The sequence below is a fragment of the Xanthomonas vasicola genome (assembly GCF_000772705.2).
Classification (GTDB): domain Bacteria; phylum Pseudomonadota; class Gammaproteobacteria; order Xanthomonadales; family Xanthomonadaceae; genus Xanthomonas; species Xanthomonas vasicola.
This window is the reverse complement of record NZ_JSBW02000027.1, coordinates 256,827-276,232: the sequence shown is the minus strand read 5'-3', so window position 1 is coordinate 276,232 and position 19,406 is coordinate 256,827. Positions and strand designations below refer to the sequence as shown.

Genomic DNA, 19,406 nt, shown 5'->3' with positions numbered 1-19,406 from the left:
TTGCAGTGCATGTGCCGGTCGGGTTGAGGGCGCATGCAGCATGATTGCAAAGGTGCCGACATCAAGTGAGCGCGTGGTTCGGTCATACCGACATAGTGCCTGTGCGGGCCGGCCGCGCGCATCATAGGGCAAACCCGCACACACGTGCCGCACGGACACGGCAGGACCGCCATGACAGTTGGAAGGCACACAGGCTGCTGATGCGCAATCCACCCGATTCCCCGACGTTTGCGTACCCGCCGCAGACCCCGCCGCCGCGCTGGAGCGGCTATGCCGGCCGCACTGCCGCCACTGCGGGCCTGGCCTTCATCGGGCTGGTACTGACGCTGCAATGGCTGCGCAGCGATCTGTGGTGGGTAGATGCGCAACTGAGCGCCTATCTGCACGGCCCGTACGGCTTGTTGCTACGTACCGCCTACTGCCTGCTGGCCGCCACGATGGCATGGCTGGCGCTGGGGTTGTATGCGGCGTTGGCGCCGGCTGCGCGCAGCCGCACCGTGCTGGGTCTGTTCTGGATGGCGGGCGTGGGCCTGTGCATGGTGTCGATCGGCGACAGCTGGATGCCTGAGCTGGCGCCGCAGGCGGCCGCGATGGTGCATGTGTTGTCGGCAGATATGACGTTTCTGTGCGTGATTGCGGCGGTGTTGCTGCAGTCGTGGTATTTCCGCCGCGATCCGCTGTGGCGCGCGCACTTTCCCGTGGCCTTCCTGCTGGGCTGGGCCGCGTTTGCGGCGTTGCTGTTCCATGTCACCGTGACCAGCGCGCCCTTGGGCATCAGCCAGAAGATCGCCATCGTGCTGATCGTGGTCTGGATGGTGCTGGCAGGCACGTGGTTGGCACGCTGCGTGCGCGACGGGGCTGCACGCTTGCCGCATTCGCGGGACAATGCGGGCGTCAATCAACCGTAGGAAGTCAGAAATGGTGCAGCGATTCGATGCGGGTCCGCGGATGTCCGAAATGACCGTTCATGCCGGCGTGTGTTACCTGGCCGGCCAGGTTGCCGAGGACACCAGCGAAGACATCACCGGGCAGACCCGCCAGGTGCTGGGCGAGATCGACAAGCTGCTGGCACTGGCGGCCAGCGACAAGACCAAGATCCTGCGCGCGGAAATCTACCTTGCCGACATCGCCGATTTCGATGGCATGAACACGGCCTGGGACGAGTGGGTGCCGCATGGTTTCACGCCTGCGCGCGCTACCGTCGAAGCCAAGTTGGCACGGCCGGAGTGGAAGGTGGAAATCGTGGTCACCGCTGCGGCGGGTTGATCGCAATAACGAGTAAAACGATCGACATGCGGTGCGCGCGATTGCACGCACCGCATCGCTGCGAAAACGCTGCTGCTGCGTGTCAGATCGCGCAGATGCAGGCGGAAGCGCGGCGTCTGCCGTGAATCGCTTCCGCCGGCACGCGGTCGCGCAGGTATTCCGGCCGTGCGTTGTTGTGTTCGCGGCGGCTGGGCGTCAGCGCTTGACGAAGCGGTAATGCGCCACGCCCCATTCGCGGCCCTGGTCGTAGCCGAACAGTTCCGCACAGGCCAGCCAGAACATGCGCCAGCGCTGCCACCACCGCTGTGCGTCGTCGCCGTAGGTTTGCTTCAACAGCGGCATGATCTGGTCGCGGTGGCGGTCCTGGTTTTCCAGCCAGGCATTGGCGGTTTTTTCGTAATGTTCGCCCGACAGCACCCAGCGTTGTTCGATCACCACGTCTTGCTGGAAATGCAGCAGGGTGTCGGCCGCCGGCATCAGTCCGCCGGTGAAGAAATGCCGGCCCATCCAGTTGTCTTCGCCGGCCACTTCGAATGGATAGGCCAGGTCGCGGTGGCAAAAAATGTGCACGAACAACTTGCCGCCCGGCGCCAGCCAGCTGCCGACGCGTGCGAGCAGCTCGCGGTAATTGCGCATGTGCTCGAACATTTCCACCGACACCACGCGATCAAAGCCCCCCGGTGGTAGCGCCAGCGCGTTGACGTCGGCGGTGATCACCTGCACGTTGCCCAGCCCGCGCACGCGGCACTGCTCCAGAATGTGCGCGCGCTGCGGGCGCGAGTTCGACACCGCAGTGATGCTGGCATTGGGATAGCGCTCGGCCATCCACAAGGTCAACGAACCCCAGCCGCAGCCTAATTCCAGAATGCGCTGGCCATCGGCCAGTTCGGCGCGCTCGCCGTACAGCGCCAACATGCGTTCTTCGGCCGCATCCAGATTCGGCGTGCTGGCGTCCCAATAGCAGCTGCTGTACTTGAGCCGTCGTCCCAGGCACAGGGTGAAGAACTGCGGCGGCAACTCGTAATGCTGGCGGTTGGCCGCATCGGTTTCGATCGCGATCGCGCTGGCACGCAGGCTGTCGATGAAGGCGCGCTGGCGTTCGCCATTGGCATTGGCATCGTTGCCGCGCTCATCGCGCAGGCGCTGCGCGCACAGGCGACGGATGCCGTAGCGCAACGCGGCGTCGGGCAGTACACCGGATTCGGCGAGCCGGGTGGCGAAGGATTCTTCAGGCTGCGAGGAGGGCGGGACGATAACGGTAGACATGCAACTCTCCAGGCAATTCAGGACGAAGGGGGAAGCGGAAAGAACGCGCTGGTGCTGCGCTGGTATTGGGCGTAATCCTCGCCACGCGAGCGCAGTGCCTGCTGCTCGGTGTAAGGAATGCCGGTGAAGCGATACAGAAACACGAACATCACCACCGGGCCGAGCGCGCACAGCACCACCGGCCAGGGCCCGGCACCCACGGCCAGCGCCAGGTACGCAAACCAGTGCACGAACTCGAAAAAGTAATTGGGATGGCGCGAGTACCGCCATAAACCCGTGCGGCAGGTCTTGCCACGATTGGCCGGGTTGGCCTTGTGCGCCGACAACTGTCGGTCCGCCAACGCTTCGCCACCGACGGCAATCAACCATAGGGCAGCGGCAATGGTGGTCCACACGCTCCAGTCAGGGCGCGGGTTGCTGGCAGCGGCGAGAAACGGCACGGCGAACAGCACGACCACTACCGCCTGGGCCAGGAAAAACCCGAGGAACTTGCTCTGGCTGCCATTCCAATGCTCGCGCAATGCGCGATAGCGGCCATCTTCGTGCGGGTCGCCGAACACGCGCACGCCCAGATGCAGCGCCAGCCGCGCACCCCACATGCCGCCGAGCACCGCTACCAGCACGCGCGGTAGCACGGCGCCATCGGACACCCACGCGCAATACGGTGCAGCCACTGCCAGGCAGCTCGCCCACAACACATCGACCGGGCCGGCGTTGCCGCTGCGGCGTTGCCACAGCCAGCCGATCACCATGACCACGCTTGCGAACACGCCTACATGCAGCAGCGGCCAGACATTCATTGCAGTTCTCCGGTGAGGTGCGCAGGCGATGGTCGCGCCAGCCGGCGTGCATACAGCGACAACACGCCGCAGACCACGCCCCAGCCGATGCCCGTGGCGAGCACGGCGTGCAGGTAAGGCGATTGAAATTCCACCGCGTGCCAGCTGCGTTGCGCCAGCCAATACGAAAACGGACCGAAGATGGCGCCGAGCAACACTGCAAGCCACGGCCGCTGCATCACCGTGGCCAGCGAATGATTGAGGGTGAGTGCAAAGCCCAGCCACAGCGCCAAAATCCACGGCGGCGCCAGCAGGCTGCCTGGCCACGGCGCGGCGTAGCGCACCCAATTGGCGGCGGCTAGCGTTGTATCCAGCAGCAATCCCAGCGACAACCCCGCGATCATCAACGGAACATCGCCCGGCGCACGGCGCGATGGCCACAGCTGATACAGCGCAAACACCGCCAGCGCCAGCAGCGTTGGCCAGACGCGCGCATGCGCAGCGGCGCTGACGGCCACCAGCCATAGCACCTGCAGGCCAAGGTAGTTGCCGAGCTGCTTCATGCGTCGGCGGCAAGGCCGGGCACGAACTGCGGCGGGCGCGCACCGGGCTTGCTCAGCCACAAATGCACATCGCCGATCGAGCGTTCCAGGAAGCCGGCCTCGCAATACGCCAGGTAGAACTCCCACATGCGGATGAAGCGTTCGTCGTAGCCCAGTGCACGCACCTGCGGCAACTGCGCCATGAAGCGCTGCCGCCACGCGCGCAAGGTCAGCGCATAGCTCGGGCCGATGTCTTCCAAATTGAACAGGCGCAGATCGCTGGCACGCGCAATCGCACCGGTCATTGCCGCCACCGACGGAATAAAGCTGCCCGGGAAGATATGTCGTTTGATGAAATCCACCGAGTGCAGCGCCTGTTTGTAGCGGTGGTCTTCGATGGTGATGGCCTGGATCAGCGCCTCGCCATCGTCGGCCAGCAGGCTGCCGACCTTGGCGAAATAGGTGTCCAGATACTGGTGGCCGATCGCTTCGATCATCTCGATCGACACCACGCGGTCGAAGCGGCCTTCCAGGTCGCGATAGTCGCGCAACAACACCGTCACCCGATCGCTCAAACCGGCTGCGGCGATGCGCTGCGTGGCCAGATCGAATTGCTCGCGCGAAATGGTGGTGGTGGTGACGCGGCAGCCATGTGCGCGTGCAGCATGCAGCGCAAAGCCACCCCAGCCGGTGCCGATCTCCACGACATGATGCTGCGGGCCAAGGCGCAACTTCTGGCAGATGCGTTCGAGCTTGCGGGTGGCCGCGCGCTCCAGCGCTGCTTCGCCTAGCGCCTCTTCGCCATCGACGAAGATGGCCGACGAATACATCAGGTTTTCATCCAGAAACAGCTTGAACAGCGGGTTGCCCAGATCGTAATGCGCAGCGATATTGCGCCGGCTGCCGCTACGGGTATTGCGCGCAAACGCATGCAGGCTGCGCATGGCCCAACCACCCAGGCGCGCGGTACCGGTCTCCATTGCATCCAATCGCTCACGATTGCGCAGCAGCAGCCGCATCAACGCAACCAGGTCATCGCACTGCCACTGCCCCTCCATATACGACTCGCCCGCACCGACGCTGCCGTTGAGCGCAGCCTGGCGATAAAAGCCAGGATCGATCACGCGCAACTGCGTCTGCAAGGCGTCCGCGCCAGTGGCCGTGCCTAGCGTGGTGACAGCGCCGCCTTCATGCAGTTGCAGTTGCCCGTCACGCAATTCGCCAAGCGTTGCCAACAGGCGCTTGCGCAACAGACGGTCTGACCAGGAAGCCGCGCGCGGCGCAGCGTGATCGGGCAGGGACGTGGCGTTCATCGGGGTTCTCGCACAGGCGGGTGAGGGTGGTCGTGGACAGGATTGCCGCGCAGCCACAGGCGCAAGGCCTGCCAATGAATAGCGATCACCACCCAGACCGTCATCAACGGGTAAGCCAGCAACGTACGCGCCAGGTTGCGCGCGGTGAGCGGTTGCCGTTGCAGCACCAAGGTGGCGTCGAAGCGGCGCGTGCCGCTGTTGTCGATGGCGCCGTCGGCATCGTCGCCGACGGCGTCCAGCACGTCCATGTGCACGCGCAACTGCGCGTCCGGCACGCTGAAGCGCCAGTCGTAGCGATGCTGCATGCCCATGAACGGCGAAACGTGGAAGCGCTTGTCGAAGCGCCACGCGTGCACATCGCGATGCGTGCGCGCCTGCGCAACCGGCAGCACATAGGTATGACGCTGCTGCCAGGGCGTGTTGGTGATTTCGGCCACGATCCAGCGCAAGCCGTCGTGGCGATCGAAGCAATAGTAAAAGCTGACCGGATTGAACACGTGGCCGAAGTAGCGCAAATGCGTCAGCAGCTGAATCGCGCCTTCAGGGCGCTCGCCGGTGTGCGCCTGCACGCAATCGCGCACCGCCTGGTCCAGCGGAATATTCGCATCGCCTAGATAATCGCTGCGCCGGAACTGCGCCAGGTTGGCGCGCCCCACCGACCATAACCAGCGCTGCGCAAACACCTGATCCAGTTCGGACAGATCCAGATACATCAGGAACAGGCGATAGCGGAATTGCAGTGCTTTGGGCATGAATCGGCGGTGCCGCACCCAACCGGTGTAGATCGCGCTGCGCAACGGCTCCACCACGCGACCGGCGCCGCTGCCCTCGGCAGAGGGCAACGGCGCCGCGTCGGTGTGGGCTTCGCGCAGCAGCTGCATTACCACTGCACTCCCAGGCCCTGCGCGACATCCACACCGCTGCGCAGGCCGTCTTCGTGGAAACCAAAGCCCCACGCTGCGCCGGCAAACCAGGTGTTCTGCACGCCCTGGATCTCGGCCTTGCGCGTCTGCGCTGCAAGTGCGGCTGCATTCTGTACCGGGTGGCGATAGCGCATGCGCCGCAGCACCTTGCTCGGGTCGATAGCGTGATCGCGATTGAGGCTGACGATGAACTGCTGCGGGGAGCTGATCGACTGCAGTGCGTTCATCCAATAGCTCACCGTGCAGGCGGCATTGGGGTCGGCCGGCACATGCGCATTCCATGCTGCCCAGGCGCGTCGGTCGCGTGGCAGCACGCTGGCATCGGTATGCAGCACGGTATCGTTGTCCTGATACGTGATGCCGCCCAGAATCTGCTGCTCGGCTGGCGTGGCATCGCTGAGCAAGGCCAGCGCATCGTCGGCATGACAGGCCAGCACCACGTGGTTGAAGTGTTCCTCGCAACGCGATGCCTCCAGCACCACGCCATTGGGCGTGCGACGGATCGACCGCACCGGTGTGGACAGGCGTTCGATCACCTGCCAGCTCCGACTCAACGCACGCACATAGCTGTTGGATCCGCCACGCACCACCTGCCACTGCGGACGCCCGCTCACTTGCAGCATGTGGTGATTGGCCATGAAGCCGATCAGCTGGCCCATGGGGAATTCGAGAATGGTCTGCGAGGGTGAAGACCACAGCGCAGACGCCATCGGTACAAGGTGCTGGTCGCGAAATGCATCCGAATAGCCGTGCCGCTGCAGATACGCACCCAGCGTGCTGAAACGCTCGCCGCTGTGCAGCACCGCTGGTGCCTGGCGATAAAAGCGGCGCAGGTCGGCCAGCATGCCCCAGAACCGTGGGCTGAGCAGATTGCGGCGCTGGCAGAACAACCCGCCCAGGCTGCCGGCGTTGTATTCAAGCCCACTGCGCGCATCGTGTACCGAAAAACTCATCGTGGTCGGCTGCGCGGCAACATCCAGCTCGGCGAACATCCGCGTGAGCAGTGGGTAATGCTGCGGGTTGAACACGATGAAGCCACTATCCACTGCGTGACGCTGACCTTCCAACTGGATGTCGTGCGTGTGCGTATGGCCGCCCAGATAATCCGATGCCTCGAACAAGGTCACTTCGTAGCGCCGCGACAACAGCCACGCCGCGCCGAGGCCGGCGATGCCGCTGCCGACCACGGCAATCCTGCCCTCGCTCATCGCGTCACCCGTTCGGCGCGCTGGGTGAGCTTCTTCGGCATGGGTTTCAGGTCCCAGACCAGCCCCACCCACGACATCGCGGTGAGTCCGTACCAGGTCACGTCGTATTCCCACCACCGCAAGCCCTGGCGCGCGGAGCCGGGGAAAAAGTGGTGATTGTTGTGCCAGCCTTCGCCGAAGGTGAGCAAGGCGAGCAGCCAGTTGTTGCGGCTGTCGTCGCGCGTGTCGAAGCGCCGGCTACCGAAGCGGTGCGCCAGCGAGTTGATGGTGAAGGTGGCATGGAACAGCGCCACGGTGGAGATCACAAAGCCCCACACCAGCAATTGCGCACCGCTGGTCTTCAGCGCGGGCGCCGCAACCGCCAGCCAGTCGCCGAGCAGGTACAGGCCCAGCGCCAGCACTAACGGCATCACGATGTCGAAGCGGTCCAGAAAGCGCAGTTCGGCAAAGCGGCGCAGATCGGGAATCACTTCCCAATCGGTGCGGAAATTACGCGGGGTCAGGAACCAGCCAGTATGGCTCCACCAAAAGCCGTGCTGCGCCGGCGAATGCGGGTCGCGGCCGGTATCGGTATGCCGATGGTGGTTGCGATGATGCGCTGCCCACCACAACGGCCCGCGCTGCACGCAGGTGGCTCCGATGGCGGCGAAGACGAACTGCAGCACCCGCGAGGTCTTGAACGCACGGTGCGAGAAGTAGCGGTGATAAAACCCGGTGAGCGCAAACATGCGCAACGCATACAACGCCACCGCCATACCCACCGCAAACCAGGACGCGCCTACCCAGAACACCGCCAGGCAGGCCAGGTGCAATGCGATGAAGGGCAGTGCGCGGAGCCAGTCGATGCGATCGGCGCGCGCTTCGTCCAGGGGCTCGTCGGTTTGCGAATCCACCCAGCGGCGCAGGCTGCCGATGCGCGCCGCCAACCCGCTACGCGGTGGCGTGGCTGCGGGCTGCGGCGCTGCGGCGCGAGGGTCGAGGCCAGTGCTCGGCACGCGTGATTCTCCATGGTTAGTCGTGGCCCAATACGGACGCTGCCGGCAAACAGATGCACCAGGCCGCTTGATCGTCGCATGCATGAGCGGGGTTCGCTTGGCGTCGCGAATGAATCGCGCAACTGCGCACACATTGCCCGCGCCAGAGAATGTGCTGGCGCGGATGAGGCTGTTTCCAAGAAAGCCCCGCTTGCGACGCGCGCGCAAGCGAGGTCAGGCGCACTGAGTCAGGGCGCCATTGCCAGCGTGCTGATGCCGCCCTTCGCAACCACAGTGCCGGTGGCAACACCACCCGGTGCGCCGCCCGGCGGTTCGAGCGTGACGGCCAGGAGCGCCTCGTTGCTGAGCATTGGCATCAACTGATCGGGGATCTGCGCACGCCGTGCACGCTGATCGTCGAACGTGCCCATCGAATGCGCCTTGCCATCGGGGGTGATCAGCCACAGCTCCGGTACCTTGCCGACGGTGGCAGTGCGGTCCAGCGGCGTCACCGTGATGGTGTGCTTGTCGGCATCCATCAAGGCCACGTAACCAGGGCGACCGTCTTCGGTAGCCAGGGTCGAGGTCATGGCGATCCCGGTTGCGACAGGCGGATTTGTGGCTGGCGGGGTGACTGGGGTCTGCACCACCTCGCCGGTCGGCGGCGGCTGCACCGGTGCCGGCGGCGTGCGCAGGTTGAGCAGGGCGAGCACGCAGACCGCTGCAGTGGCCAGACCACCGACGCTGGCCCAGCGCCAGAACCGCACGTTGTTCCACAACGGTGCTGCCGGCGCATTGGGGCTGACCGGCGCCGCAGACGGCACTGCACGCAAGGGCGTATCGAAGCCCAGCGTCTGGCGCACACGTGCCCACACTTGATCCGGTGGCGTTTCCGCCGCGATTTCTTCCAGCAGTGGCGCCAGCAGTTCCTGCCACTGCAAGACGGCCTGAGCGAACTGACCGTCGGTGGCAACGCGTTGTTCGGCCGCAAGACGTTCTTCGGCGCTCAGCAGGCCGAGCACGTATTCGCCGGCAAGCACGTCGCGCGGCGGTTCCTGGTCGATGGGAAGGGGCGTGCTCATCGTTCCAGACATGCCTTGAGTTTGGCCAGACCACGACGGATCCAGCTTTTGACCGTGCCGATCGGTGTGTCGGTGCGCGCGGCGAGTTCTTCGTAGGTGATGCCTTCGAAGAACGCAGTGCGGATCAACTCGCTGCGCGGTGGTTCCAGCTCGGCCAGACAATGATCGATGCGCCGACGCGTGCTGGCGCGCTCAGTGCGCTCCAGCGGCGAGGCATCGCTGGCACGCAGTTCGCCGGCATCGTCCAGCGCCACGTTGCGGCGCTGCGGCGCGTTGGCGCGCAGGTGATCGATTGCCTTGTTACGCGCGATCATCGCCAGCCAGGTCAGCCCGCGTGCGCGCGTTGGGTCGAATTGCCCGGCCTTGTGCCAGATCAGCGTGAACACGTCCTGCAGCACCTCTTCAGCTTCGGCGCGTTGCGGGATCATGCGCAGGCACACCCCAAACAGCTTGGCGGAGGTCTGCCGGTACAGCACTTCGAAAGCATGTCGGTCGCCGCCCGCAGTGGCGGTCAGCAGGCGTCCGGTCTCATCGTCGTCGTGGCCAGGAATGGCACTCATGCGGTCGGGCGTTGGTTTAGGTGGGGGCGATGCTACCGGACTGGGCCGAGCGTGTCCTTCACTTACGCTGGACCCACAACAGCACTGCGGCGAGCAGCAGCAGGATCTCAACACCGGCAAGCGCAACCGTGGGTGCAGAGACCGGCCACAGGCGCGCGAGCGCGATGTTGCGGAACAGCACGATCGGGACATAGAACGCAAGGGCGACCACCAGCCCAGTGCGGGCTTGATCGGTCCATGCGAAATAGCCGAACAGGAACGCCATGCCCAGCTGCAGGCCACCGTAGATGACCAGGTATTCGGATTGCCCGGCCGGCGAGAGCTGGGTATAGCCCACCGCGGTTGCGGTCTTGGCCGGGGAGAGCGTGCACCACACCGCCAGGGCGACGTAGAGCACTGCATTGATCCAGAGATAGGCTTTTGCCACGATGGTGCTCCAGTGCGGGGAATGGGTGCCCGGGCCGTTGTACGCACCGGCGCGTGGTCGAACGTGAAGATGGCGCGGGCCTGGCTCACGGGGCGCTGCACGACTTGGCCAGCGGCTGCTCGCGCGCCTCGCGCAATTCCTCGGCACTGGCCGCGCGCGCAGCGGTGTCCGGAAACACGATGCGCACGCGCGGATAGCGGCCGTTCGCATCGCGCAGATTACCGACCCCGCGGAATTCGAGCAGGCGTTTGTCGGCGATCGAATAACGCACCTCCAGCGAGGGCACCGCCGCGCCGTACCAGGCATCCAGACTGATGCGGAAGCGCCGCTGACCTGCAGCATCGCCCATGCGTTCGACCCGGAAGCCCAGCTGCCGCTGCAGGCTGGGCAGCACGAAATCCACCTTTTGCGGCGCGCTTGCGATGGCATCCCACTGGTTGCGCAGATAGGTGTCGAACCCCGCATCGATCACCCGTGCGCCGGCGCTCGGCGGCAGCGTGGTGCGGCGTTCGGGTTTGCCGGGTGCGAGCTGAAACATTTCGCGCACGCCTTCGCGTTGGCGCACACCTTCGCGATACCCATCGCGCCCATCGATCAGGCTGAAATCGGGCGAAGTGCCGCCGCCGTCGACCTGCTTGCGCGCGAACGCACGCCCGTCCGGGCAGCGGTACAGCACCAGCCGCCCACCGTCGTCGAGCAGCCAATGCGATTCGCGGTACCGCAACGCGCCGCTGTCGCCGTCGAAGGCATCGCCATCCACCCGCGTCACTGCCGCTGCACTTAGTGGCAGGCTGCATAGCACCAGCAGCACCGGCGGAATTGGCCGGCAACGGACGTTGAGCGCAGTGAGGGCAGCGGCAAGTGGGCGCATCGGCAGATCCTCGATGGGAGTGCTTACCAATACGGGCGCGGCCGCAGCACGGATGCGCCGGTTGCGTCAGGACGTTTCTGACAGCACGTGGGTTGGAGGGCCGGGGCGAATGGCCTGGGGTCGCTGGCAACGGGATGTGTGGTTCGACTCCGGCGTGACGCATGAAGCGCTCTGGATGCCCGCTGTCTGCATGGCGCGCGCTGGTTCTGGCGGGCTTGTTGCGATGTGTGAGCACAGCGGCAACCCGCGTGATGAATACGCGCAGGCAAGCGCCCATGGTGCAGCGCCGGTGGGCGCATGCGGGCGCCGCAATCAAGTGGCATGCACAGGGAATGGTGGACCCGTGAGCTCGATGGATGTTTCCGGTCGCAGCTTGGCGCATCGCTCTGTCTATGCGCAGATCTTCGTGGCGCATGTAGATGGTGCGCAGCCAAACACGGTTACAACCCGGGTTTCGATCAAATGTTGGTCCGCTTGCGGTGTCGTAGATGCCCTGTTTCTGGCATTCCCTAGCCGGATGCGGCAGATCAGCTGGTTGATCGGGGGCGTATCTCCAATTCGCGCTCGCTCAGATCTGGCTTGCGCAACGTGGGACCGTGACGCGATATGCGTGAACCGGTGGCCACGCACGCGTCCACAGATCGCGGCATCGCGCTGAGCATCGCACTCAGCCGGCTGGGTGCAACTCGATGCAATCCACCGGGCAGGCCGGCAGACACAGTTCGCAGCCGGTGCACAGCGGCGCGATCACCGTGTGCATGTGCTTGGCGCCGCCGACGATGGCATCCACCGGGCAGACCTGGATGCACTTGGTGCAGCCGATGCAATCGGCTTCCACAATCCAGGCCACCTGCGGCAATTTGTGCGTGCCGCGACTGCGATCGTAGGAACATGCCGGCACGCCCAGCACCTGCGCCAATGCGCGTGCCCCCGCATCGCCGCCGGGTGGGCAGTGATCGATCGTGGCTAATCCATCTGCCATCGCCTGTGCATACGGGCGGCAGCCGTCGTACCCGCATTGCCCGCATTGGGTTTGCGGCAGCAGGCGGTCGAGGCGCTCGACCAGATCGAGGGCAGGGGCGGACATCGCGGCCATCTCAGGGCAGCAAATTACCGCGATACCAGCGCTGTTGCGCAAGCGCGAGCATCGGTTTGTCTTCGCGGCTGTCGCCGTACGCATGCACGCATGCATACGCGGGCAGGTCGTAGCGCGCCTTGATCTGCGTCGTCTTGTGCGGGCCGCAATCGCCTTCGGCATAACGTCCGGTCAGTACGCCTGCAGCATGTTCCAGCCGGTTGCAGATCAGCGATAGCCCATGCGCTGCGCACCACGGTTGCAGATATAGATCCAGCGATGCCGAGACCAGCACTACTTCATGTCCCTGTGCCTGATGCCAGTCGATGCGTTGCATCATCTCGGGACGCAGCACGCCCGGCAGCGCAGTGCGCGCGTACTCGGCACCATGCGCGCTAATATCATCCAGCGAGCGGCCGCTGAACACCAATCGCGTCACCCGCGCGCGCAATGCTGCTGCGGCCACCAGGCCCATCCGATACCCCAGCACCCACGGTTGCACCTGCCACTTCGCCGCCGCCAGCTGCGCCGGCGTCGCCACCTTGCGCAAGAAACGCTCATAGGTGTCGCAGGTGGTGATGGTGTGGTCGAAGTCGAACAGGGCTAGGTGCATGGGGCGGGGATTGGGGATGGGTTGAAGCGGTGTTGCTGATTTTCCTTCTCCCATTTGGGACATTGTCCCCCTTTATGAGGGAGACGGTGCCCCGCAGGGGCGGATGAGGGTATAGGCGAAGCCACGTGCAGTTGCCAGTCCCGTGTGGCTTCGCTCGTACCCTCTCCCGCGAGCAGAGGGGGCTTAATAGCGCGCGGCGCCGCACCTGCCCAACTATTTCGTGTTTTCAGCAGGTTCTGTCAACCGCCCTCAAGCCTAATGCCATGTTTGGAGTGGTGAGTGCTGCGATTTCAAACTCGCAATTGGCAGATCTTGCAGACCGAGCAAACCGGCTCTTACGAATCCCAATTCCCCAATCCCCAATCCCCAATCCCATCACCTAACCGGCATGCCCGGCTGCGCGCCGCTATCGGCATCCAGCAGCGCCAGGGCGCCGCCGTCGAAGCCGGCCGACAGAATCATGCCTTCGCTGATGCCGAAGCGCATCTTGCGCGGGGCCAGGTTGGCGATGAACACCACGCTGCGGCCGACCAGCGTTTCCGGCTCGCCGTAGCTGGCGCGGATGCCCGAGAAAATCTGCCGCTTGCCTAGCTCGCCGGCATCCAGTTCGAAGCGCAGCAGCTTGTCCGAGCCTTCCACGAATTCGCAGACCAGCACCTTGCCGATGCGCAGATCGAGTTTGGCGAAGTCGTCCATGCCGACGAAGCTGGGAGTGGAGATTGGGGACTCGGGATTGGCGGGTGCAGCAGGCTTTGCATCTGCCTTGGCCGCTGCTGGCTTGGTGCTGGTTGCAGCCGGTGCAGCGAGGGTGTCTTTGGAAGCGTCGGTCATGGCGTCGATCAATTTGGGGTCGATACGGGTGAACAAGGCGGTGTAGGGCTGGATCGTGTGCGAAGTCAGCGGGCGGATCACGTCCTCCCAACTGGTCATCGGTGCCGACAGGAACGCTTCGGCTTCGGCACAGGTACGCGGCAGGATCGGCTTGAGCGCGGCCACCAGGATCCGGAACAGGTTCAGGCCCTGCGTGCACACCGATTGCAGTTGCGCGTCGGCGCCGTCCTGCTTGGCGATCACCCACGGTTTGGTGTCGTCGATGTATTTGTTGGCCTCGTCGGCCAGCGCCATGGTCTGGCGGATCGCGCTGGCGGCATCGTTGCGCTCGTAGGCCTCGCGGATCGGCGCCAGTGCGGCGACGAAGCGGTCGTACTGCGCTGCATCGGGCAGTGCCTCGGCCAGCTTGCCGTCGAAGCGCTTGCCGATGAAACCGGCGCAGCGGCTGGCCAGGTTGACGAACTTGCCGACCAGGTCCGCATTCACCCGCGCGATGAAATCGCCCAGGTTGAGGTCAAGATCGTCCACCCCGCCGGAAGACTTGGCCGCAAAGTAATAGCGCAGCGCTTCGGGTTCCAGGCCGACATCCAGGAAGGTCCGCGCCATCACAAAGGTGCCGCGCGACTTAGACATCTTGGCGCCGTCCACGGTCAGGTAGCCATTGACGTGCAGGCGGGTTGGCGCGCGGTGGCCGGTACCATGCAGCACCGCCGGCCAGAACAGGCCGTGGAAATTCACGATGTCCTTGCCGATGAAGTGATGCAGCTCGGTCTGCGTGCCGGCACGCAGATGCGATGCGAAGTCTTCGCCCATCTGCGCGCACAGCGTCTTGAAGCTGCACAGGTAGCCGATCGGCGCATCCAGCCACACGTAGAAATACTTGCCCGGCTGGCCGGGAATCTGGAAACCGAAATACGGCGCATCGCGCGAAATGTCCCAGGCGCGCAGGCCGCCCTCGGTATCCAGCCATTCCTTGAGCTTGGCCTTGACGCCGGGCAGCGCCACATCGCCAGCCAGCCACTCGCGCAGGAAGCCGTCGAAATGGCCTACTTCGAAGAAGAAATGTTCTGAATCGCGCAGCTCCGGCGTCGCGCCGGAGATCACCGATTTCGGCTCTTTCAGCTCGGTCGGTGCATAGGTCGCGCCGCAGACTTCGCAGTTGTCGCCGTACTGGTCGGCGCTGCCGCAGTTGGGACAGATGCCCTTGATGTAGCGGTCCGGCAGGAACATGCCCTTGGCCGGGTCGTAGAACTGCGCCACCGAGCGGCGGCTGATGTGACCGGCAGCCTCCAGCTTGGTGTAGAAGGCCTCGGTGAGCTCGCGATTGACCGGCGAATTGGTCGAGTCGTAATGGTCGAAGGTCACCCCGAACGCAGCGAAATCGCGCTCATGGCTGGCCTGGATGCTGGCGATAAAGGCTTCCGGGGTCACCCCGGCCTTCTCGGCAGCAAGCATGATCGGCGTGCCGTGGGTGTCGTCGGCGCAAACAAACCAGGTTTTGTCGCCGCGCAACCGGCGCGCGCGCACCCAGATATCGGCCTGGATATAGCCGACCAGATGGCCAAGATGCAGCGGGCCATTGGCGTAGGGCAGGGCAGTGGTGACGAGTGCGGTGCGGGTCATGGCAGGCGTAATGCGGGGGACGCGCGATTATCGCATTAGTGGGAATGGGGAGTTGGGAATCGGGAATCGGTTGCAGCGGTCGGTTGCCGTGCCGCTGATGCGTTCCGGCGTTTGGCACGTGTAGGCACGATCGCTTCCAGCGCTACTGCCGTCCCTCTCGCAAGGGTCTTGATCTGGCGAACATAAAAAAAGGCGCCCAAAAGGGCGCCCGCTCTTACGATTCCCGATTCCCGTTTCCCGGTTACTCACGCACCCAGGTCTGGGTGCGGCCCAGCGCTTCGATGCCGACATAGCCGCGCATCTGCAGCTTCTTGCCGCCGTCGGTGAGGGTGATCTTGGACTTGTAGGTCTTGCCCTTGGCCGGGTCGAGCACCGAGCCGCCACTCCATACCGCAGTGCCGTCGGGCTTGAGGCCCCACAGGATGGTCATGCCCTTGATCGGCTTGCCCTTGAGCGCGCCATCGCATTTGTCGCAGGTCGGGTTGGGCCCATGGTTGGACTGCAGGATCTCGATCACCTTGCCGGTCAGCGTGCCGTTGGCGGCCTGCTCGATCTGCACCACCGACTTGGGCTTGCCGGTTTCGTCGTCGATGGTCGTCCAGCGGCCTACCGGCGACTCGGCAGCCTGGGCCAGCAGCGAGGCGGCGGCCAGCGGCAGGGCCAGCATCAGGGTCTTGTAGGTCTTGCGCATGATTCCCCTCCCAGGGATTGCTAGGGCCACCGTCGGCGGCCTGATCGCGAATGTATACCGTGGAGTATGGTGCGGGAAAGACGCGCTGCAGGGTGCGTTCACGCGGCGCCCGGTGGCTGAGGTCCTACAGTCCTGGCAGCTGGGGAGTGTCCGCCGTCAGCGCCAAGAGTTGACGCGGTGCCTGACAAGTGCGATGCCCCCGGCACGCATGAGATTGCCGCAGCACCGCCGGGTTTTGCACGCCAGCTCAGCCGACCTCGTACAACTCCAGCGGCAAGTCATCCGGGTCGGCGAAGAAGCTGAAGCGGCGGCCGGTGTATTCGTCGATGCGGATGTCTTCGGTTGCTACGCCGTGTGCGTTGAGATGCGCGACGGCGGCATCCAGGTCTTCGACGCGAAAGGCGAGGTGGCGCAAGCCGCGCGCTTCCGGACGGCTGGGCCGCAGTGGCGCGTTGGGGAACGAGAACAGCTCGATCTGCCCACCGTCGGGCAGCGCCAGATCCAGCTTCCACGAGTCGCGCGCCTGTCGGTAATGCTCATCGAGCACACGCAAGCCCAGAATCTCGCAATAGAACTGTTTGGACACCGCGTAGTCGCCGGCGATGATTGCCACGTGGTGGATTCCAGCGAGCATCATGCGGCGCTCCGAAGTAGCGCCATCGGCAATGCGGAGGATATCGAGGTGTTAGACCACTGCCTGCATGCATAGCGCAGACGCGTGCCTGCGATGTAAAGCGCAGCAAGGTCAGCAGTGCCTGCGCACGTTGCGCTATGTGGAGTGGGTGAGCGCCCAGGCCAGTTCAGGCTAGCGAGGCGGCAAAACGATGTGTGCAAGGCGGCACGGCGATGGTGTGGCATGGGGAGAGTCAGCAAAAACCAATCGGCAGCATAACCGTCAGCGACTGAGCAGCAGGCCCTGCGTCACAGCTCGCCTGCGTACGGCTGTGCCCGTCTGCGTGCGCGTGGCAGGATAGAGCGCCCCCGATCACGCGCGCCCATGCCCGAACCATCGTCCACCACTGCACCGCGGTTTCAGCGCAGCATGCAGGTGCGCCATCTGGTGATGCTCTCACTGGGCGGCGTGATCGGTACCGGCTTGTTCTTCAATACCGGGTACATCATTGCCAGCACCGGCGCGCTGGGCACGGTGCTGGCGTATCTGCTCGGCGCGTTGGTGGTGTACCTGGTGATGCAATGCCTGGGGGAGTTGGCGGTAGCGATGCCGCAGACCGGCGCGTTTCATGTGTATGCCGCGCGTTATCTGGGTCCGGCCACCGGTTACGTGGTGGCGTGGTTGTATTGGCTGACCTGGACGGTGGCATTGGGCTCGAGCCTGACTGCAGCCGCGTTCTGCATGCAGTACTGGTTTCCGCACAGCCCGGCGTGGCCGTGGTGTCTGCTGTTCTGCGCGCTGATCTTTGGCTTGAACACTGTGTCGGCGCGCTGGTTTGCCGAAGGCGAGTTCTGGTTCTCGTTGATCAAGGTCGTCACCATTTTGGTGTTCATCGTGCTGGGTGGTGCGGCGGTGATCGGCGTGCTGCCACTGGCCGATGGGTCGCCCGCACCCGGGATGCGCCACCTGCGCGCCGAAGGCTGGTTCGCGCACGGCACGCTGCCGATCTTGATGACGATGGTGGCGGTGAATTTTGCATTTTCCGGGACGGAGTTGATTGGTGTGGCCGCCGGCGAAACCGCGCAGCCGACGCGCGCGATTCCACTGGCGATCCGCACCACGCTGGTCCGGTTGGTGGTGTTGTTCGTCGGCACGGTGCTGGTGCTGGCGGCGCTGCTGCCTGCCCAACAGGCGGCGGTGGAGACCAGCCCGTTCGTGCGCGCATTTGAGTTGTTGGGCATTCCGTACGCGGCAGACATCTTGAATGCGGTGATCCTCACCGCGATCCTGTCCGCGGCCAATTCCGGTTTGTATGCCGCCGCGCGCATGCTGTGGTCGTTGGCCAACGAAGGCACCTTGCCGTCGGGCTTGGCGCGGTTGACCGGCCGCGGCATTCCGTTGCGTGCGGTGTCGTTGAGCATGTTGGGTGGGTTACTGGCACTGCTCACGGGCGTGTATGCGGCAGACACCGTGTTCGTTGCGATCTCGGCGGTCTCGGGGTTTGCGGTGGTGGTGGTGTGGTTGAGCATTTGCGCCGCGCATTACCGCTTCCGTCGCCAACTGCTGCGCGATGGCGTTGCGCCGGAAACGCTGGCGTATCGCGCGCCGTTGTACCCATGGACGCCGATCCTCGGCTTTTCGCTGTGTCTGCTGGCCTGCATCGGGCTGGCATTCGATCCGCAGCAGCGCATCGCGTTGTGGTGCGGCATTCCGTTCGTGGCGCTGTGCTATGGCGCCTACGCACTCACCCAATGGCTTGCGACCCGGAGACTGCACGCATGACGATTCTTCCACGCCATCCGCGCGCCAACGCCCCTTTCAGCCAGGCCTTGCAGCACGACGGTTACGTGGTGCTGGATGGCGCGCTGGCCACCGAGCTGGAACAGCGCGGATGCGATCTCAACGATACGCTGTGGTCGGCGCGTGTGCTGATGGAGCAGCCGCAGTTGATCTATCAGGTGCATCGCGATTACTTCGCTGCCGGTGCGCAATGCGCGATCACCGCCAGTTATCAGGCCACGCCGCTGGGGTTTGCCGCGCGCGGGTTGGATGTTGCGCAATCACAGGCGTTGATCGCACGCAGCGTGGAACTGGCGGTGCAGGCACGTGCCGACCATCTGCACGCGCAGCCGCAGGCCGCGCCGTTGTGGGTGGTCGGCTCGGTTGGGCCGTATGGCGCGTATCTGGCCGATGGTTCGGAATATCGTGGCGACTACGTGCTGCCGGTGGAGCAGTTGATGGACTTCCATCGCCCGCGCATTGCTTCTCTGGCTGAGGCGGGCGTAGATCTGCTGGCCTGCGAAACATTGCCAGCGGCCGGCGAAATCGTGGCGTTGCGGCGGTTGCTGCAACACGAGTTTCCGCAGCTGCATGCGTGGTTTTCCTTCACCTTGCGCGACGCCGCGCACCTGAGTGATGGCACGCCGCTGGCGCAGGTGGTGCCGGCCCTGGATGCCTGTACACAGGTGATCGCGATAGGTATCAACTGCATTGCGCTGGATCAGGTGACGGACGCATTGCACAGCCTGTCGGCGCTGACCGCGTTACCGCTGGTGGTGTACCCGAACTCCGGCGAGCACTACGACGCCAGCGACAAACGCTGGCATGCCGGCCACGGAACTGCGCTCACCTTGGCCGACCAGCATGCGCAGTGGCTGGCGGCCGGCGCGCGCTTGGTCGGTGGCTGCTGCCGCACCACACCACGCGATATCGCCGCATTGGCGGCGGCACGTTTGGCGGACTGACCGGG

General features: G+C 64.7%; 20 protein-coding genes. 4 read left to right on the top strand and 16 right to left on the bottom strand.

What is annotated here, in order from left to right:
- The first annotated feature begins 200 nt into the window (after positions 1-200).
- A complete protein-coding gene (locus tag NX05_RS06700; protein ID WP_039433422.1) occupies positions 201-908 on the top strand; it encodes a DUF998 domain-containing protein in 708 nt (235 codons plus the stop codon).
- A 10-nt stretch (positions 909-918) separates the two neighbouring features.
- Positions 919-1,266 carry a RidA family protein gene (locus NX05_RS06695; RefSeq protein WP_010366067.1) on the top strand — a complete coding sequence of 116 codons (348 nt, stop codon included), beginning with the start codon at positions 919-921 and terminating at the stop codon, positions 1,264-1,266.
- A 195-nt stretch (positions 1,267-1,461) separates the two neighbouring features.
- On the opposite strand, the gene NX05_RS06690 is transcribed toward NX05_RS06695, so the two are convergent.
- The 16 genes from NX05_RS06690 to gloA2 all read right to left on the bottom strand — a co-directional run bounded on the left by NX05_RS06690 (position 1,462) and on the right by gloA2 (position 16,681).
- Entirely contained in the window at positions 1,462-2,532 is a 1,071-nt protein-coding gene (locus NX05_RS06690; RefSeq protein ID WP_039433423.1) for an SAM-dependent methyltransferase, read from the bottom strand.
- 17 nt (positions 2,533-2,549) lie between these two features.
- Positions 2,550-3,332 (bottom strand): DUF1295 domain-containing protein, encoded by a 783-nt coding sequence (locus NX05_RS06685; protein ID WP_039433426.1) that lies wholly within the window; start codon positions 3,330-3,332, stop codon positions 2,550-2,552.
- Positions 3,329-3,874, bottom strand: coding sequence for a DUF2878 domain-containing protein (locus tag NX05_RS06680; RefSeq protein ID WP_039433429.1), 546 nt, complete (start codon positions 3,872-3,874; stop codon positions 3,329-3,331). Before NX05_RS06680 ends, NX05_RS06685 begins: the two co-directional genes overlap by 4 nt.
- Complete coding sequence (locus tag NX05_RS06675; protein ID WP_039433432.1) at positions 3,871-5,166, bottom strand: SAM-dependent methyltransferase; 1,296 nt, start codon at positions 5,164-5,166, stop codon at positions 3,871-3,873. The genes NX05_RS06680 and NX05_RS06675 overlap by 4 nt, the downstream gene beginning before the upstream one ends.
- Positions 5,163-6,047 (bottom strand): DUF1365 domain-containing protein, encoded by an 885-nt coding sequence (locus NX05_RS06670; RefSeq protein WP_039433435.1) that lies wholly within the window; start codon positions 6,045-6,047, stop codon positions 5,163-5,165. The genes NX05_RS06675 and NX05_RS06670 overlap by 4 nt, the downstream gene beginning before the upstream one ends.
- Entirely contained in the window at positions 6,047-7,297 is a 1,251-nt protein-coding gene (locus NX05_RS06665) for an NAD(P)/FAD-dependent oxidoreductase (RefSeq protein WP_039433438.1), read from the bottom strand. Before NX05_RS06665 ends, NX05_RS06670 begins: the two co-directional genes overlap by 1 nt.
- Positions 7,294-8,292 (bottom strand): acyl-CoA desaturase, encoded by a 999-nt coding sequence (locus NX05_RS06660; protein ID WP_026112293.1) that lies wholly within the window; start codon positions 8,290-8,292, stop codon positions 7,294-7,296. The genes NX05_RS06665 and NX05_RS06660 overlap by 4 nt, the downstream gene beginning before the upstream one ends.
- 227 nt (positions 8,293-8,519) lie before the next feature.
- Positions 8,520-9,353 carry an anti-sigma factor gene (locus NX05_RS06655; RefSeq protein WP_010366087.1) on the bottom strand — a complete coding sequence of 278 codons (834 nt, stop codon included), beginning with the start codon at positions 9,351-9,353 and terminating at the stop codon, positions 8,520-8,522.
- Positions 9,350-9,913: a sigma-70 family RNA polymerase sigma factor gene (locus NX05_RS06650; protein ID WP_010366088.1), complete on the bottom strand. Its 564-nt coding sequence runs from the start codon at positions 9,911-9,913 to the stop codon at positions 9,350-9,352. Before NX05_RS06650 ends, NX05_RS06655 begins: the two co-directional genes overlap by 4 nt.
- 58 nt (positions 9,914-9,971) lie before the next feature.
- Complete coding sequence (locus tag NX05_RS06645; protein ID WP_039433442.1) at positions 9,972-10,340, bottom strand: DUF4345 family protein; 369 nt, start codon at positions 10,338-10,340, stop codon at positions 9,972-9,974.
- Between the two features lie 85 nt (positions 10,341-10,425).
- Complete coding sequence (locus NX05_RS06640; RefSeq protein WP_039433447.1) at positions 10,426-11,211, bottom strand: hypothetical protein; 786 nt, start codon at positions 11,209-11,211, stop codon at positions 10,426-10,428.
- Positions 11,212-11,878: 667 nt separating this feature from the next.
- On the bottom strand, positions 11,879-12,307 hold the full coding sequence (gene rnfB / locus NX05_RS06635; RefSeq protein ID WP_052239612.1) for an Rnf electron transport complex subunit RnfB: 429 nt from the start codon (positions 12,305-12,307) through the stop codon (positions 11,879-11,881).
- A gap of 1 nt (position 12,308) precedes the next feature.
- A complete protein-coding gene (locus tag NX05_RS06630) occupies positions 12,309-12,899 on the bottom strand; it encodes an HAD family hydrolase (protein WP_039433452.1) in 591 nt (196 codons plus the stop codon).
- Positions 12,900-13,274: 375 nt separating this feature from the next.
- Positions 13,275-15,353, bottom strand: coding sequence for a methionine--tRNA ligase (gene metG / locus NX05_RS06625; RefSeq protein ID WP_039433454.1), 2,079 nt, complete (start codon positions 15,351-15,353; stop codon positions 13,275-13,277).
- 241 nt (positions 15,354-15,594) lie between these two features.
- Complete coding sequence (locus NX05_RS06620) at positions 15,595-16,044, bottom strand: DUF2147 domain-containing protein (protein WP_039433456.1); 450 nt, start codon at positions 16,042-16,044, stop codon at positions 15,595-15,597.
- A gap of 247 nt (positions 16,045-16,291) precedes the next feature.
- Positions 16,292-16,681 (bottom strand): SMU1112c/YaeR family gloxylase I-like metalloprotein, encoded by a 390-nt coding sequence (gene gloA2 / locus NX05_RS06615; RefSeq protein WP_039433466.1) that lies wholly within the window; start codon positions 16,679-16,681, stop codon positions 16,292-16,294.
- A gap of 360 nt (positions 16,682-17,041) precedes the next feature.
- Between gloA2 and mmuP the strand changes: the two genes are divergently transcribed.
- The gene (gene mmuP / locus NX05_RS06610) at positions 17,042-18,439 is read left to right on the top strand and encodes an S-methylmethionine permease (protein WP_039433469.1); all 1,398 of its coding nucleotides are present in this window, start codon (positions 17,042-17,044) and stop codon (positions 18,437-18,439) included.
- Complete coding sequence (mmuM, locus tag NX05_RS06605) at positions 18,436-19,401, top strand: homocysteine S-methyltransferase (protein WP_010380417.1); 966 nt, start codon at positions 18,436-18,438, stop codon at positions 19,399-19,401. The genes mmuP and mmuM overlap by 4 nt, the downstream gene beginning before the upstream one ends.
- The last annotated feature ends 5 nt before the right edge of the window (positions 19,402-19,406 follow it).